This window comes from Pseudomonas sp. PvP009 (genome assembly GCF_017832995.1).
GTDB lineage: Bacteria > Pseudomonadota > Gammaproteobacteria > Pseudomonadales > Pseudomonadaceae > Aquipseudomonas > Aquipseudomonas syringae.
Window position 1 is genome coordinate 449,955 of record NZ_JAFIBG010000001.1, and the last position, 14,958, is coordinate 464,912.

Annotated in this window: 13 protein-coding genes; 9 read left to right on the forward strand and 4 right to left on the reverse strand. The window is 60.6% G+C overall.

Annotated features, from left to right (window positions below):
• Positions 1–55 precede the first annotated feature (55 nt).
• The 9 genes from JOE29_RS01885 to trpE all read left to right on the forward strand — a co-directional run bounded on the left by JOE29_RS01885 (position 56) and on the right by trpE (position 10,788).
• Positions 56–2,068 carry a transporter substrate-binding domain-containing protein gene (locus JOE29_RS01885; protein WP_210078755.1) on the forward strand — a complete coding sequence of 671 codons (2,013 nt, stop codon included), beginning with the start codon at positions 56–58 and terminating at the stop codon, positions 2,066–2,068.
• Positions 2,065–2,694, forward strand: coding sequence for a response regulator transcription factor (locus JOE29_RS01890; RefSeq protein ID WP_003341145.1), 630 nt, complete (start codon positions 2,065–2,067; stop codon positions 2,692–2,694). Before JOE29_RS01885 ends, JOE29_RS01890 begins: the two co-directional genes overlap by 4 nt.
• A 463-nt stretch (positions 2,695–3,157) precedes the next feature.
• Positions 3,158–4,282, forward strand: a complete 1,125-nt coding sequence (locus tag JOE29_RS01895; protein WP_003411754.1) for an ABC transporter ATP-binding protein — start codon at positions 3,158–3,160, stop codon at positions 4,280–4,282.
• Positions 4,283–4,364: 82 nt separating this feature from the next.
• Complete coding sequence (locus JOE29_RS01900) at positions 4,365–5,399, forward strand: ABC transporter substrate-binding protein (RefSeq protein WP_003394920.1); 1,035 nt, start codon at positions 4,365–4,367, stop codon at positions 5,397–5,399.
• Between the two features lie 77 nt (positions 5,400–5,476).
• A complete protein-coding gene (locus JOE29_RS01905) occupies positions 5,477–6,724 on the forward strand; it encodes an ABC transporter permease (protein WP_003419732.1) in 1,248 nt (415 codons plus the stop codon).
• 11 nt (positions 6,725–6,735) lie between these two features.
• Positions 6,736–7,557 (forward strand): ABC transporter permease, encoded by an 822-nt coding sequence (locus tag JOE29_RS01910; protein WP_003394916.1) that lies wholly within the window; start codon positions 6,736–6,738, stop codon positions 7,555–7,557.
• A 189-nt stretch (positions 7,558–7,746) separates the two neighbouring features.
• Positions 7,747–8,421, forward strand: coding sequence for a ribulose-phosphate 3-epimerase (gene rpe, locus JOE29_RS01915; RefSeq protein WP_003304938.1), 675 nt, complete (start codon positions 7,747–7,749; stop codon positions 8,419–8,421).
• Complete coding sequence (locus tag JOE29_RS01920; protein ID WP_032662880.1) at positions 8,418–9,236, forward strand: phosphoglycolate phosphatase; 819 nt, start codon at positions 8,418–8,420, stop codon at positions 9,234–9,236. Before rpe ends, JOE29_RS01920 begins: the two co-directional genes overlap by 4 nt.
• 70 nt (positions 9,237–9,306) lie before the next feature.
• Positions 9,307–10,788 carry an anthranilate synthase component I gene (gene trpE, locus JOE29_RS01925; RefSeq protein WP_003422740.1) on the forward strand — a complete coding sequence of 494 codons (1,482 nt, stop codon included), beginning with the start codon at positions 9,307–9,309 and terminating at the stop codon, positions 10,786–10,788.
• 716 nt (positions 10,789–11,504) lie between these two features.
• Here trpE and estP read toward each other — a convergent pair.
• From estP to JOE29_RS01945, 4 genes are all read right to left on the reverse strand, one after another.
• Positions 11,505–13,427 (reverse strand): esterase EstP, encoded by a 1,923-nt coding sequence (gene estP / locus JOE29_RS01930; RefSeq protein ID WP_137983455.1) that lies wholly within the window; start codon positions 13,425–13,427, stop codon positions 11,505–11,507.
• 105 nt (positions 13,428–13,532) lie between these two features.
• Complete coding sequence (locus JOE29_RS01935) at positions 13,533–13,775, reverse strand: pyocin activator PrtN family protein (RefSeq protein WP_003316268.1); 243 nt, start codon at positions 13,773–13,775, stop codon at positions 13,533–13,535.
• Positions 13,776–13,896: 121 nt separating this feature from the next.
• Positions 13,897–14,145 carry a DUF1654 domain-containing protein gene (locus JOE29_RS01940; protein ID WP_002551908.1) on the reverse strand — a complete coding sequence of 83 codons (249 nt, stop codon included), beginning with the start codon at positions 14,143–14,145 and terminating at the stop codon, positions 13,897–13,899.
• Positions 14,146–14,297: 152 nt separating this feature from the next.
• On the reverse strand, positions 14,298–14,909 hold the full coding sequence (locus tag JOE29_RS01945; RefSeq protein WP_024639984.1) for a LexA family transcriptional regulator: 612 nt from the start codon (positions 14,907–14,909) through the stop codon (positions 14,298–14,300).
• Positions 14,910–14,958 lie beyond the last annotated feature (49 nt).

A 14,958-nucleotide genomic window follows, 5' to 3' on the forward strand; every position in this document is an offset into this window, starting at 1 on the left:
GCCTGAGCCTGCGCGGCATACGGCCGTGATACGCACACACGAGAGCGACATACTGATGATTCGTCTTCTGCGCACCGGTTTTATCGGCTGCCTGGCCTTGCTCTTGATGGCTCAGATGGCGAATACGCAGGCTGACGAACCTGAAACACCTGCCGTTGCGCAGTTGAGTTCAGCGCAGCGTAACTGGCTCGACCAGCACGGTCCCTTGCGCGTAGGGCTGGTGTTGCGTGCGCCTTACGCGCAGTTCGATCAACGCTTGCAGCAGTTGTCCGGCGCCAACGTCGACCTGATGAATGCGCTGGCGGCGACGCTGCCGGTCGAGTTGCTGTGGCGGAATTTTCCTGACCAGAGCGCGCTGGAGAGCGCGCTGGCCAAGGGTGAAATCGACGTTGCGCCCGGCCTGATGCAAACACCCGCAGGCCTACGTCTGTGGTTGTTTTCCGACCCGTATCTACGTGTTTCGCAGCTGTTGATCGGCGAACGTGATGGCAGCACTGCCGTGGACCTGGAGAAACTCGACAGCCTTTCCCGCGTCGCGGTACGCATGCCGAGCACCACGGCCGACTACCTGCGTAGCAACTTTGCGCACCTCAACCTGCAAGGGGTACCGCTGGAGCGCCAGGCCTTGCAGCTGTTGCTCAGTCAGCAGGCACGTTATGCCGTGGTGGACGAAGCGCAACTCAGTCGTTTGCTGCGCGAGCCGGAGTTCGCCGGGCTGGCGGTGGTGGGGGATATCGGGCTGCCGCAATTGTTGCGGGTGGCTTCACGTCGCGACATGCCGGAGCTGGCCGCCATCGTCAGCGAAGCCTTGCGGGCGATCCCTGCCAAGGAGCTGGAGCAGCTGCATGCGCGCTGGATGCCGCTGACCCCTTCACATTTCATCGAGTCGACCAAACTCTGGAAGAACCTGTGCATTCTGCTGCTGGTGTTGTTGCTGGCGTGTTTCGCCATCGTGATCTGGCAACGTCGCCAGCAGCAGGCGCTGGAGCAGGAGCTGCTGGCTGCGCGTGAAGAACTCGCCCGGCGTGTCGAAGAGGAGGAGGCGCTGCGTCTGGCGCAGTTTTCCATTGATCAAAGCACCGTCGGCATCCTCTGGGTCAACTGGGACAGCCGGGTGCGTTACGCCAACCGGGCTGCGGAATCCATGCTGGGCTATGCATCGGGGCAAGTGGTCGAGCGCCCGCTGATCGATTTCGAGCCCGGTCTGCACATGGATCGCTGGCTTAACCTGTGGAAGAACGCACGCTCCAGCGAAGACAGCCCGCAAGTGTTCGAGACCCATTGCCTGCGCGCCGATGGCAGCCTGCTGCCTGTCGATGTCTCGTTGAGCTTCCTGCGCTTTCGCGATGCTGAATACCTGGTGGTGTTCCTCACTGACGTCAGCGAACGACGCCGCGCACATGAGCAGTTACGTGACTTGTCAGCGCATCTGGAAAGCGTGCGTGAGGAGGAGAAGGCGCATATTGCCCGCGAGGTTCACGACGAGCTGGGTCAGATGCTGACGGTATTGAAACTCGAGACGTCGATGTGCGAGCTGGCCTATGCCGACCTCGACCCTGGCCTGAGCGAGCGGCTGGAGAGCATGAAGCGTCTGATTGCTCAGTTGTTTCAACTGGTGCGCGATGTTGCTACGGCCTTGCGGCCACCGATTCTCGACGCTGGTATTGCATCGGCCATCGAATGGCAGGCGCGCCGTTTCGAGGCGCGCACGCAGATCCCGTGTCTGGTGCAGGTGCCGGACAATCTCCCGGCGCTCAGCGATGCCAGGGCCACAGGCATGTTCCGGATCCTTCAGGAGGCGCTGACCAATGTGATGCGTCATGCCCAGGCACACACGGTAGAGATCAGCCTGACGCTGCAGGACGGCATGATGTGCATGAGCATCGCCGATGACGGGCAGGGCTTTGTCATCGAGTCGGGCAGGGCGGTTTCGTTCGGTCTGGTCGGGATGCGCGAGCGGGTGCTGATGCTTGGCGGCCGACTTGAGCTGGACAGCGAGGTGGGTGAGGGCACAACCTTGCGCGCCTATATCCCGCTGGACACCATCGCACAGGAGCGAAAACAGTGATTCGTGTTTTGGTAGCCGAAGACCACACCATCGTGCGTGAAGGGATCAAGCAATTGATTGGTCTGGCCAGGGATCTGCAAGTGGTGGGCGAGGCCAGCAATGGCGAACAGTTGCTTGAAACCCTGCGTCATGTGGCCTGCGAAGTGGTGCTGCTGGATATCTCCATGCCCGGCGTCAATGGCCTTGAGGCGATACCGAGGATTCTCGCATTGACCAACCCGCCGGCCATTCTGGTGCTGTCGATGCACAATGAGGCGCAGATGGCTGCGCGTGCATTGAAGGTCGGCGCGGCAGGTTATGCCACCAAGGACAGCGACCCGGCGCTGCTGCTCACGGCCATTCGCCGGGTGGCGGCCGGCGGGCGTTATATTGATCCGGATCTGGCCGACCGTATGGTCTTTGAAGTCGGCCTCACCGACAGCCGGCCTTTGCACTCGTTATTGTCGGAGCGCGAGTTTTCGGTATTCGAGCGCCTCGCCCAAGGCGCCAACGTCAACGATATCGCTCAGCAATTGGCCTTGAGCAGCAAGACCATCAGCACTCACAAGGCCCGGCTGATGCAAAAAATGAAACTCAACTCGCTGGCCGATCTGGTCAAGTACGCGATGGAGCACAAGCTGCTCTGAGTCTGAAAACGACACCCGACACCCCGCGCCCCTTTGCGACGCAGAGCGTCGAGACCTGCATTCCCACGCTGGAGCGCTCATCGTTGTACACAAGTCTGATTTGGATTCTGGCCGAAGGCCGTAGGAGCGAACTTGTTCGCGAGAGGGCCGGTATTATCGCCGAAAATGAATCGTCTGAAAAACTGTCTTCGCGAACAAGTTCGCTCCTACGCCCTTCGGGCCGAAGCCTTGAAGCCCTTTATCCTGCGCGTTCTAGGACTTGTGTATAACGATGAGTGCTCCACGTGAGTGCGCCGTCGAGAAGGATGCCTGAGCCGACATGTCCAATCGCGCCATCGCTGTAGGGCAATCCCTACCCCTGGCCTTCCAGCCGGCCTAGGCGATTCTCTCCCGGCCCCCGATTTGCGGGGGCTTCGGGCTGCTCTAGGCTTGAGCCCACGCAGACAAAACAAGGGTGTGGGCAATGAGCGACGTCGATACAAGCGCTGGAGCAAATGATGTTCTGGTCAGCTTTCGTGGTGTGCAGAAGAGCTACGACGGCGAAGCACTGATCGTCAAAGACCTCAACCTGGACATTCGCAAGGGCGAGTTCCTGACCCTGCTCGGTCCTTCCGGCTCTGGCAAGACCACCAGCCTGATGATGCTGGCCGGTTTCGAGACCCCGACGGCCGGTGAAATCCTCCTCGGTGGCCGCGCCATCAATAACGTGCCGCCGCACAAACGCGACATCGGCATGGTGTTCCAGAACTACGCCTTGTTTCCGCACATGACCGTGGCCGAGAACCTGGCGTTCCCGTTATCGGTGCGTGGCATGAGCAAGACCGACGTCGGCGAGAAGGTCAAAAAGGCACTGGGCATGGTTCAGCTCGACACCTTTGCGCATCGCTACCCGGCGCAGCTGTCCGGTGGCCAGCAGCAGCGCGTTGCACTGGCGCGTGCGCTGGTGTTCGAACCCCAACTGGTGTTGATGGATGAGCCGCTCGGCGCGCTCGACAAGCAGCTGCGCGAACACATGCAGATGGAGATCAAGCACCTGCACCAGCGCCTGGGCGTAACCGTGGTCTATGTGACCCACGACCAGGGCGAAGCCCTGACCATGTCCGACCGGGTTGCCGTCTTCCATCAGGGCGAGATTCAGCAGATAGCGCCGCCCCGCAGCCTGTACGAAGAACCGAAGAACACCTTCGTGGCCAACTTCATCGGCGAGAACAACCGCCTCAATGGACGTCTGGTCAGTCAGGACGGCGATCGCTGTGTGGTCGAACTCGAGCGTGGCGAGAAAGTCCACGCGCTGGCGATCAACGTCGGCCAGCCTGGCGGTCCGGTGACCCTGTCGATCCGTCCCGAGCGCATCAACCTCAATGGCCGCAGCGAGAGCTGCGCCAACCGTTTTTCCGGTCGTGTGGCCGAGTTCATCTATCTGGGCGACCACGTTCGCGTGCGTCTGGAAGTGGCAGGCAAGAATGACTTCTTCGTCAAACAGCCGATTGCCGAACTGGACCCCGGCCTGAGCGTGGGCGACGTGGTGCCCATCGGCTGGCAAGTCGAGCACGTCCGAGCGCTCGACCCCTTGCAGCAAGTGCATTGATCTACCGACAAAAGCAATAACAGAGGCGACCTGATCGCCCATCCCAATCGCTTACCAACACTGCTCGTGGAGAAAAGAACACATGTTGAAATCTTTGAAGTTCACCGCCATCACGTTGGGCATGATGTGCGCGGCGCAAGCCATGGCAGCCACCGACCTGACCGTCATCTCCTTTGGCGGTGCCAACAAGGCCGCTCAGGAAAAAGCCTTCTACGCGCCTTGGGAAAAGGCCGGCAACGGCAAGATCATCGCCGGTGAGTACAACGGGGAAATGGCCAAGGTCAAAACCATGGTCGACACCAAGAGCGTTTCCTGGGACCTGGTAGAAGTCGAATCGCCGGAACTGGCGCGTGGTTGCGACGAAGATATGTTCGAAGAGCTGGACCCGAAACAGCTGGGCAATGCCGCTGACTTCGTGCCTGGCGCCATCACCACCTGCGGTGCCGGTTTCTTCGTCTGGTCCACCGTGCTGGCGTACAACGCTGACAAGGTCAGCACTGCACCCAGCGGCTGGGCCGATTTCTGGGACACCAAGAAATTCCCGGGCAAGCGCGGCCTGCGCAAAGGCGCCAAGTACACCCTGGAATTCGCTCTGATGGCCGACGGCGTTGCGCCGAAAGACGTCTACAAGGTATTGGCCAGCAAAGACGGCCAGGACCGCGCGTTCAAAAAGCTGGATGAGCTCAAGCCAAACATTCAGTGGTGGGAAGCAGGCGCCCAGCCGCCGCAGTACCTCGCGTCCGGTGACGTGGTGATGAGCTCGGCCTACAACGGCCGGATCGCCGCCGTGCAGAAGGAAAGCAACCTCAAGGTCGTCTGGACCGGTGGCGTGTATGACTTCGATGCCTGGGCCATCCCGAAGGGTTCGAAAAACGCCGATGCCGCGAAGAAGTTCATCGCCTACATGCTGAGCCCCGAGCAGCAGAAGACCTACTCGCAGAACATCGCCTACGGCCCGGCCAACACCCAGGCGGTCAAGCTGCTGGACAAGGAAACCCTGCAGAACATGCCGACCACGCCTGAGAACATCAAGGATCAGGTGCAGATGGACGTGGCGTTCTGGACCGACAACGGCGAATCCCTCGAGCAGCGTTTCACTGCCTGGGCGGCCAAGTAATCCGTTTGCGTTGAGTCAGAACCGGGCGCTCCCTGAAACGGGGAGCGCCCCCTCGTTGAAAGATTCCGGAGTTCGCTATGGCCATCGCCGTGCCCTTGACTGAAGGCGCCAGCCCCAACTTGAAGCAACGTCTCGCTCGCGCCGAGCGGGTCAACCGCTGGAAGGCCCAGGCATTGATCGCTCCGTTGGTGATTTTCCTGCTGTTGGTGTTTCTGGTGCCCATCGCTGCGCTGCTGTACAAGAGCGTCGGCAACCCCGAAGTCGTGACTGCGCTGCCGACCACCGTGGTCGAAGTGCAGAAGTGGGATGGTAAAGGGCTGCCGCCCGAGTCGGTCTACAAGGCAATGAGCCTGGACCTGGCCGAAACGCGCAAGAATTCCACGCTGGGCGATCTGTCCAAACGTCTGAACATCGAACTGGCCGGATACCGCAGCCTGCTGAGCAAAACAGCACGCGCGCTGCCGTTCAAGACCGAGCCTGCCTCTTATAAAGAAGCGCTCGAAGCGCTGGACGAGCGTTGGGGCGACCCGGCCTATTGGCAGGCGGTGCGTCGCAATACCAGCAGCATCACCCCGTATTACCTGCTGGCGGCGGTCGACCATCGCATCGACGACCTCGGCGAAATCGCCCCGGCGACCCCGGACCAGGCGATCTATCTGGACATCTTCGCCCGCACGTTCTGGATGGGCCTGGTGATTACCGCGATTTGTCTGGTGCTGGCTTATCCGCTGGCCTATCTGCTGGCCAGCCTGCCTGCGCGGCAGAGCAACCTGCTGATGATTCTAGTGCTGCTGCCGTTCTGGACCTCGATTCTGGTACGCGTGGCTGCCTGGATCGTGTTGTTGCAGTCCAGCGGGCTGATCAACAGTGCGTTGCTGGCGATGGGCATCATCGACAAGCCGCTGGAACTGGTCTTCAACCGCGTCGGCGTGTACATCTCGATGGTGCACATCATGCTGCCGTTCATGATCCTGCCGATCTACAGCGTGATGAAGAACATTTCCCCAACCTACATGCGCGCTGCGATTTCGCTGGGCTGCCACCCGTTTGCGAGCTTCTGGCGGGTGTACTTCCCGCAGACCTACGCCGGGATCGGGGCCGGCTGTCTGCTGGTGTTCATTCTCTCGATCGGCTACTACATCACCCCGGCGTTGCTGGGCAGCCCGAACGATCAGATGGTCAGCTATTTCGTCGCGTTCTACACCAACACCAGTATCAACTGGGGCATGGCCACCGCGCTTGGCGGGCTGCTGCTGTTGGCGACCATCGTGCTGTACCTGATTTATAGCTGGCTGGTCGGTGCCAGCCGCCTGCGTCTGAGCTGAGGAGCGTGACCATGCTGAACCCTTACACATCGCCGATCGAGCGCCTCTGGTATTACGCCTTGCGCATCATCTGCACCCTGGTGCTGCTGTTTCTCGTGCTCCCGGTACTGGTCATCGTGCCGCTGTCATTCAACTCCGGCAGCTTTCTGGTCTATCCGCTGCAAGGCTTCTCGTTGCAGTGGTATCAGGACTTCTTCAACTCCGCCGAGTGGATGCGCGCGCTGAAGAACAGCATGATCGTCGCCCCGGCCGCGACCCTGCTGGCGATGGGTTTCGGCACGCTGGCAGCGATCGGCCTGACCCGCGGCAACTTCCCCGGCAAGGCGCTGGTCATGGCCCTGGTGATTTCGCCGATGGTGGTGCCGGTGGTGATCGTCGGTGTCGCCAGCTACCTGTTCTTCGCGCCGCTGGGACTGGGCAATAGTTACACCTCGCTGATTCTGGTCCATGCGGTGCTGGGCGTGCCGTTCGTGATCATCACCGTGTCGGCGACGTTGCAGGGCTTCAATCACAACCTGGTGCGTGCGGCTGCCAGCCTCGGCGCATCGCCACTGACCGCGTTCCGGCGCGTGACCCTGCCACTGATTGCGCCAGGGGTGATTTCCGGCGCGCTGTTCGCCTTCGCGACCTCGTTCGACGAAGTGGTGGTCACGCTGTTCCTCGCCGGACCGGAACAGGCGACCTTGCCTCGGCAGATGTTCAGTGGCATTCGCGAAAACCTCAGCCCGACCATCGCCGCCGCTGCGACCCTGCTGATCGGCTTTTCGGTGGTCCTGCTGCTGGTGCTGGAGTGGCTGAGGGGGCGCAGCGAAAAACTCAGAACGGCGCAGTGACTGCAAGCTGCAAGCTGCAAGCTGCAAGCTACAAGCAGAAGCAAATCAAGAGGCTTGAGGCTTGAGGCTTGAAGCTTGAAGCTTGAGGCTTGAGGCTTGAGGCTTGAGGCTTGAGGCTCGAAGCTTACCGCTCCTGGCGAAGCTTGGCGTACAATCCGCGCACCGTGATTCTGCTCAAACAGGTGCGTCATGCAGCCCTTCGTTATTGCCCCATCGATTCTTTCCGCTGACTTCGCCCGTCTGGGTGAGGAAGTCGACAACGTGCTGTCCAGCGGCGCCGACTTTGTCCACTTCGATGTCATGGACAATCACTACGTCCCGAACCTGACCATTGGTCCGATGGTGTGCAGCGCGCTGCGCAAATATGGCGTCACTGCGCCGATTGACGTGCACCTGATGGTCAGCCCGGTGGATCGCATCATCGGCGACTTCATCGAGGCCGGTGCCACCTACATCACCTTTCACCCGGAAGCGACCCAGCACATCGACCGTTCGCTGCAACTGATCCGCGAGGGTGGCTGCAAGGCGGGCCTGGTGTTCAACCCGGCCACGCCCTTGAACCTGCTCGAATACGTCATGGACAAGGTCGACATGATCCTGCTCATGAGCGTCAACCCAGGTTTTGGCGGGCAGAAGTTCATCCCCGGCACGCTCAACAAGCTGCGTGAAGCGCGCGCCCTGATCGATGCTTCCGGACGCGACATCCGCCTGGAAATCGACGGCGGCGTGAACGTCAACAATATCCGCGAAATTGCAGCGGCAGGTGCTGATACCTTCGTCGCCGGTTCAGCCATTTTCAATGCGCCGGACTACCGCGAAGTGATCGAAAAGATGCGCACAGAACTGGCGTCATCCCGCGCATGAGCGGTTTCGAGCAGCTGTTTGCAGGCAAACTTCCCAAGCTGATCATGTTCGACCTGGACGGCACTCTGGTGGACTCCGTGCCCGATCTGGCCGTGGCGGTGGACACCATGCTCGCCGAGCTGGGGCGTCCGATCGCCGGGCTGGAATCGGTGCGGTCCTGGGTGGGCAACGGTGCGCCGGTGCTGGTCCGCCGCGCGCTGGCCAACGACCTCGACCACAGCGGGGTCGATGACGCCCTGGCCGAGCAGGGTCTGGAAATCTTCATGCGCGCTTATGCGCAAAAGCATGAGTTCACCGTGGTCTATCCCGGCGTGCGTGAGACCCTCAAATGGCTGCAGAAGATGGGTGTCGAAATGGCCCTCATCACCAACAAGCCGGAGCGCTTCGTCGCGCCGCTGCTGGACGAGATGAAGCTGGGGCGTTTCTTTCGCTGGATCATCGGCGGTGACACCATGCCGCAGAAAAAGCCCGATCCTGCCGCACTGTTTTTCGTGATGAAAATGGCCGGTGCGCCAGCCTCGCAATCGCTGTTCGTCGGCGACTCGCGCACTGACGTGCAGGCGGCCAAGGCTGCCGGTGTGGCCTGCGTCGCGCTGAGCTATGGCTACAACCATGGGCGGCCGATTGCCGAGGAAAACCCGGCGATGGTGATTGATGATCTGCGCAGACTGATTCCCGGTTGCCTGGACATGGACGCTGAGATACTGTTGCCCGACATCAAACGTCCCTCCTCAAGAGAATCCATCGTGGTGGTCACTCGCAAACTCTGGATGAAAGTCATCAAGGCCCTGGCCCGCTGGCGTTGGCGCGCCTGACCTGATTCTGGCCGGCCTGCCGGCACGTTTGCCTACCTGACCGTTTTGTCCTCAAACCACGAGGTTGCTCATGAACCGTGAAGAATTCCTGCGTTTGGCTGCCGAAGGCTACAACCGCATCCCGCTTGCCCGCGAAACCCTGGCCGACTTCGACACGCCGCTGTCGATCTACCTCAAGCTTGCCGATCAGCCCAACTCCTACCTGCTGGAGTCGGTTCAGGGCGGCGAGAAGTGGGGGCGTTATTCGATCATCGGCCTGCCATGCCGCACCGTGATGCGCGTGCATGGCCATCACGTCAGCGTGACCCATGATGGCGTCGAGATCGAAAGCCTGGATGTCGAAGACCCGCTGGACTTCGTCGAGACCTTCAAGGCGCGCTACAACGTGCCGACCATTGCCGGGCTGCCACGTTTCAACGGCGGGCTGGTGGGCTACTTTGGCTATGACTGTGTGCGCTATGTCGAGAAGCGTCTGGCCAACTGCCCGAACCCTGACCCGCTGGGCGTGCCGGATATCCTGTTGATGGTGTCTGACGCGGTCGTGGTGTTCGACAACCTGGCGGGCAAGATGCACGCCATCGTGCTGATCGATCCAGCGCAGCAGGACGCTTACGCAAGTGGCGTTGCGCAGCTCGATGAGCTGATGCACAAGCTGCGTCAGCCGATCACGCCGCGCCGTGGCCTTGATCTGGACCGGCCTCCGGCGGCCGACCCGGTGTTTCGCTCCAGCTTTACCCAGGACGATTACGAGGCGGCAGTCGACACGATCAAGCAGTACATCCTCGCCGGCGACGTGATGCAGGTAGTCCCGTCACAGCGCATGTCCATCGATTTCAGCGCCGCGCCCATCGATCTGTATCGGGCGCTGCGCTGCTTCAACCCCACGCCTTACATGTATTTCTTCAACTTCGGCGACTTCCACGTGGTGGGCAGTTCGCCGGAAGTGCTGGTGCGAGTCGAGGACAATCTGATTACTGTGCGTCCGATCGCCGGGACTCGTCCTCGCGGCGCCACCGAAGAGGCGGATCGCGCGCTGGAAGAAGACCTGCTCTCCGATCACAAGGAAATCGCCGAACACCTGATGCTCATCGATCTTGGCCGCAACGATACCGGTCGGGTGTCGGAGATTGGCACGGTCAAACTGACCGAGAAAATGGTCATCGAGCGTTATTCCAACGTGATGCACATTGTGTCCAACGTCACAGGCCAGTTGAAAAGCGGGTTGACGGCGATGGACGCGCTGCGCGCAATTCTGCCGGCGGGCACTTTGTCCGGTGCGCCGAAGATCCGCGCCATGGAAATCATCGACGAGCTGGAACCGGTCAAACGTGGCGTCTACGGCGGCGCGGTGGGGTATATGGCGTGGAACGGCAACATGGACACCGCGATTGCGATCCGCACTGCGGTGATCAAGGACGGTGAGTTGCATGTACAGGCCGGTGGCGGCATTGTCGCCGACTCCGTGCCAGTGCTGGAGTGGGAAGAAACCCTGAACAAACGCCGCGCCATGTTCCGCGCCGTAGCCCTGGCCTCGCAAACTGCCGAGGACTGAGCAGGCTGCTGCTCTGCGTCCTCAAGCGGACGCAGAGCATCGCGCGATAGTTGAAATTATCGTTCCTCACGCTCCAGTGGGAATGCCGTGGGTGACGCTCCGCGTCACAGATCTGCGCCGCGCCGCGCCGCAGCTCTCAGGATAGGACGCGGAGCGTCCAGAACGGCATGCGACGCGGAGCGTAGCACGATAGTCAGGCTTGCTGCTCTGGTAATGAACGGTAGTTGGAGAGCTATCGTTCCTCACGCTCCAGCGTGGGAATGCCGTGGGTGACGCTCTGCGTCACAGATCTGCGCCGCGCCGCGCCGCAGCTCTCAGGATAGGACGCGGAGCGTCCAGAACGGCATGCGGCGCGGAGCGTCGCACGATAGTCAGGCTTGCTGCTCTGGTAATGAACGGTAGTTGGAGAGCTATCGTTCCTCACGCTCCAGCGTGGGAATGCCGTGGGTGACGCTCTGCGTCACAGATCTGCGCCGCGCCGCGCCGCAGCTCTCAGGATAGGACGCGGAGCGTCCAGAACGGCATGCGACGCGGAGCGTCGCACGATAGTCAGGCTTGCTGCTCTGGTAATGAACGGTAGTTGGAGAGCTATCGTTCCTCACGCTCCAGCGTGGGAATGCCGTGGGTGACGCTCCGCGTCACAGATCTGCGCCGCGCCGCAGAGTCAGGACAGGACGCGGAGCGTCGCATGCTAGTGAGGTTGTCCAGCAGCCTGTCTAGAAACTCAGACTCAACGCAACATTCACCCCTTGCTGGGCTACGTCGTCGCTTTTGCGCCAGTTGTAATTGCCGCGCAGTGTCAGGTCCTGAGTCAGCTTCTGGCTGACACCCAGCGTGGCCCGGTTCAGGTCGCGTTGCGGCGTGTAGCCTTGCAGCGTGAAGCCGACGGACTGGACGCTGTTGAGCGCCATGGTCACGTCCTGCTGATCGGTCTCGAACTCCCTTTCATGAGCAACTTCTCCCCATACCTGCGTGCTCGGTGTCACCTGGAATTTGCCCTGCACACCCACGCCTGCACGCCGCGATTTGCGCGTCTGGTCACTGAAGGTCAGCGCCGTTGAACGGTCGCCTTTTTCCGAGTAGCCATCGACATCGATGTGCGCGTAATCGGCGCTGACGAAAGGCGACAGATGCCAGCGGCTGGTCGGGCCCGCGATGTCGAAACCGACTCGCCCGCTGGCAGCCCACATTTCGCCGTCGGTATCGCCTTTTTCCTGACCCTCGCTGACGCCCAGCGCGAATTTGCGCTCGGCATTTTCGTAGTCCAGCTTGCCGCCCGACACCGACAGATCACCCCACCAGTGGTTGGCCTGATACTGCAGGAACGCAGTGGCGATGTAGCTATTGAGTTTGTAGTCCGAGTCCCGTGGCCCTGCCTCAAGACTCTGGCGATATGCCCCGGCGACAACCCCTGTGCGCCAGTTTTCGGCAAATCGATAGCTGCCGCCGATGGTCAGGTTATAGCCTCTTCCGTCAGCGTCAGCCGAGTTGTTCTGCGCGTCGAAGTCCATTTTCTGACCGCCTGCCGAAAGCATGCTCTGCCACTGCCCGACGCCTTGCCAGTTGCCCCAGTCGCTGAGCCACTGGGCGCGGATTTCGTCCTGATGCATGCGCAGTGTGCCATTGGCCATTTCCGGCAGCAGGGAAACTTCCCAGGGCGCCGAAAGCAGCGAGTAGGCGTAGTCGGCCAGCAACCTCTGTCCGGCTTCGGTCGGGTGCACGCGATCGTTGAAGAACAGCCGGCTCGGATTCGGCGTCGCACTGGACCTGCCGTTGGTGGTGCTTTCCCGGCAGCTGTCGCCGCTGAAACAAGTACTGACCAGATTCTCGTTGGGATCGAACCCGAAGCGTGCCGGTTGAGCGAGGATTTCATTGATCAGCAACGGAACATTGAGCGGAATGATCTGGGCATTGATCTGTGCCAGTCGGCTGACCAGTTGCTGATTGAAGCCCGCGCTGAGTGCGGAGGTTGCCGAGGCCAGCGGCGAACCGCTCAAGGCTGGCGTTTTACCGATATCCGGCAGCAACCAGACCATGATGTAGCGCGCACCGGCCTGTTGCAGGGCTTGCGCGCTGTCAGCCAACTGATTGGCAGCTTGCGCGGCGCTGCCGGCACTCAACACACGACCCTGCAGGAAGTCGTTGCCGCCCCCGGTCAGGTAATAAAGAGCGTTGGGGTCGGCGCGAAAACTGTTGGCGGGCAAGTAACCGGTCCGGCTGCGTAGCAATGTGCCGGTGTTCGGATCGACGACGGTGGATTGCGAGTTGATCGAGTCAAGAATCTGGTCGGTCCGGTAGCCGCCGACTGCCCAGTTGTTGCCATCGGGTGCGCCCAGTGCAGCATTCACCGGTGACGTCGAGGCCGCCAGATCTCCTGCCGGCACACCGAGCATCCTGCCGATCAGCGTCGACGAGTTCAGGTTGAACGCTTCACCGCTGCCGTCCTGATAAGTGGGGCCGACACGATTGGTGAACCTGAGCGTGGAGCCCCTGGGCCCTGCGGTGTCAGGAAACTGCCCGGCATCGGCCAGGCTGTCACCGAACACCACCATGGTTGAATAGGGCGCAGCGGCAGCGGTGCCGCAGGCAAGCGATAACAGGCAGGCCGCGAAGGGCCAGCGCCTTGATGTCTTGGTCATGAAAGGATCCCGATTGTTTTTATTTTGTACCGGAAACGTAGCAAGATTTTTCATGACTGCAAAGTTCGATGAACATTATCGCGCTGCGGCGGTGCTTTTTTGACCTCAAGCAGCCCTGTTGGTCACGATGGCGCTCAGGTAGTTGGCCAGGTCGTGCAGGTACACGAAGGGGTGGCCCTGACGACTGCCGCCTGTACGGCTGACCTTCAAGTCGATGCGCCCTGCGTTGATCTTGCGCAGCAGATTCCTGTCGTTCGACAGGTGCGAAAAATAACGCTCTCTGACGGCGCTCAGCGAAGGGCACGGCGTGGCGAATTCTTTGCGAAGTTGATCCAGTATTTCGTTCATTCCATGACTCCCTGTGGTTTGCATGTGAGTACTCCCGAGATGGGGTGCAGACAAACAATACGATATGTAGCGCTTCATGACAATACAGTTTGTATTTTAAATACAATTTGTATCGTTCGTCTCACAGGGAATCGATGTACCAAGACACTCGAGCAGTGCCGTTTTCCGGGTTGCGGGTCACGCTGATGCCTTCGGCCTCGCTGATCTGATCCATGATGCGCTCCCAGTGGGCCACCGACTCGCCAGGCTCCCTGATCAGCAGGACTTGATGCTCGATCTGGGCCTTGTCACTGGTGATAGCGTCCTGAATGCGCTGTGCCAAGGCCAGGTAAGCGTCATGTTGCGAGGTGTCGGGGAACTGCTTGAGCATGAGTGAACTCCTTTTTACTGTATGTGCATACAGTAATTGAGGGGTGTTTCTCACGCAAGCTACAAATGTTTCCTACATGGACACATGCCAAGGCTGAAACAAGGCGCATGAAAAAGCCCCGATTATCGGGGCTTGGGCGGGCGTGCCTGGATTCAGAGACGCATCGTCATCTGCCTGATGACACCGATCAGTTTGCACTCCTCGGTCACCGCAAGGGTCGGGTAGGCGGGGTTCAGCGGCTTGAGAAAGTAGCGTCCGGCGTCTTCGACCAGTTTTTTGAACGTGGCCTCGTTGCTTTCCGGCAGTTTGGCGATGACCAGCTTGCCGGCAGTGGGCTCGATTCCGGTGTCGACCAGAATCAACATGCCTTCTGGAATGCTCTGGCCTGCGGGCGCGGTCATCGAATCGCCACGGACCACCAGCCAGAAGGCTCTGCCCTTGGCTTTATAGTCGCTGATCTCGAAGGTGTCCGAATAGCCGGCAGGGTAGGGCTCGACGGCTTCACTCCAGCCACCGGCCTCGACCCAGCTGATGACCGGGTAGCGATAGAAACGCGAAGGCTGCACCGTGGGCTCCACGTTGTGCATGCCGGGTTCGCTGGCCGGGATGGAGGTGGTGAGAATCGGCAGGCCGAGCTCAGTCAGAAATCGATTGATGACCTCGATCTTCGGCTCACGCTTGCCATTCAGCCAATGCCCTACCGCGCCGGGCGTTACGCCCATCCGCTCAGCCATCTCTTCCTGGCTGATTTCCTGGGTTTCCATGACCTGTCTTGCGACTTCATACCATTTTCTGTTCATGCGTCGAATCATA

Excerpts from the sequence above, each read along its gene's own strand:
- JOE29_RS01885 (WP_210078755.1), top strand. The coding sequence starts at position 56 with ATGATTCGTCTTCTGCGCACCGGTTTTATCGGCTGCCTGGCCTTGCTC.
- JOE29_RS01895 (WP_003411754.1), top strand. The coding sequence starts at position 3,158 with ATGAGCGACGTCGATACAAGCGCTGGAGCAAATGATGTTCTGGTCAGC.
- JOE29_RS01900 (WP_003394920.1), top strand. The coding sequence starts at position 4,365 with ATGTTGAAATCTTTGAAGTTCACCGCCATCACGTTGGGCATGATGTGC.
- JOE29_RS01905 (WP_003419732.1), top strand. The coding sequence starts at position 5,477 with ATGGCCATCGCCGTGCCCTTGACTGAAGGCGCCAGCCCCAACTTGAAG.
- JOE29_RS01910 (WP_003394916.1), top strand. The coding sequence starts at position 6,736 with ATGCTGAACCCTTACACATCGCCGATCGAGCGCCTCTGGTATTACGCC.
- rpe (WP_003304938.1), top strand. The coding sequence starts at position 7,747 with ATGCAGCCCTTCGTTATTGCCCCATCGATTCTTTCCGCTGACTTCGCC.
- JOE29_RS01920 (WP_032662880.1), top strand. The coding sequence starts at position 8,418 with ATGAGCGGTTTCGAGCAGCTGTTTGCAGGCAAACTTCCCAAGCTGATC.
- trpE (WP_003422740.1), top strand. The coding sequence starts at position 9,307 with ATGAACCGTGAAGAATTCCTGCGTTTGGCTGCCGAAGGCTACAACCGC.
- estP (WP_137983455.1), bottom strand. The coding sequence starts at position 13,427 with ATGACCAAGACATCAAGGCGCTGGCCCTTCGCGGCCTGCCTGTTATCG.
- JOE29_RS01935 (WP_003316268.1), bottom strand. The coding sequence starts at position 13,775 with ATGAACGAAATACTGGATCAACTTCGCAAAGAATTCGCCACGCCGTGC.
- JOE29_RS01940 (WP_002551908.1), bottom strand. The coding sequence starts at position 14,145 with ATGCTCAAGCAGTTCCCCGACACCTCGCAACATGACGCTTACCTGGCC.
- JOE29_RS01945 (WP_024639984.1), bottom strand. The coding sequence starts at position 14,909 with ATGGAAACCCAGGAAATCAGCCAGGAAGAGATGGCTGAGCGGATGGGC.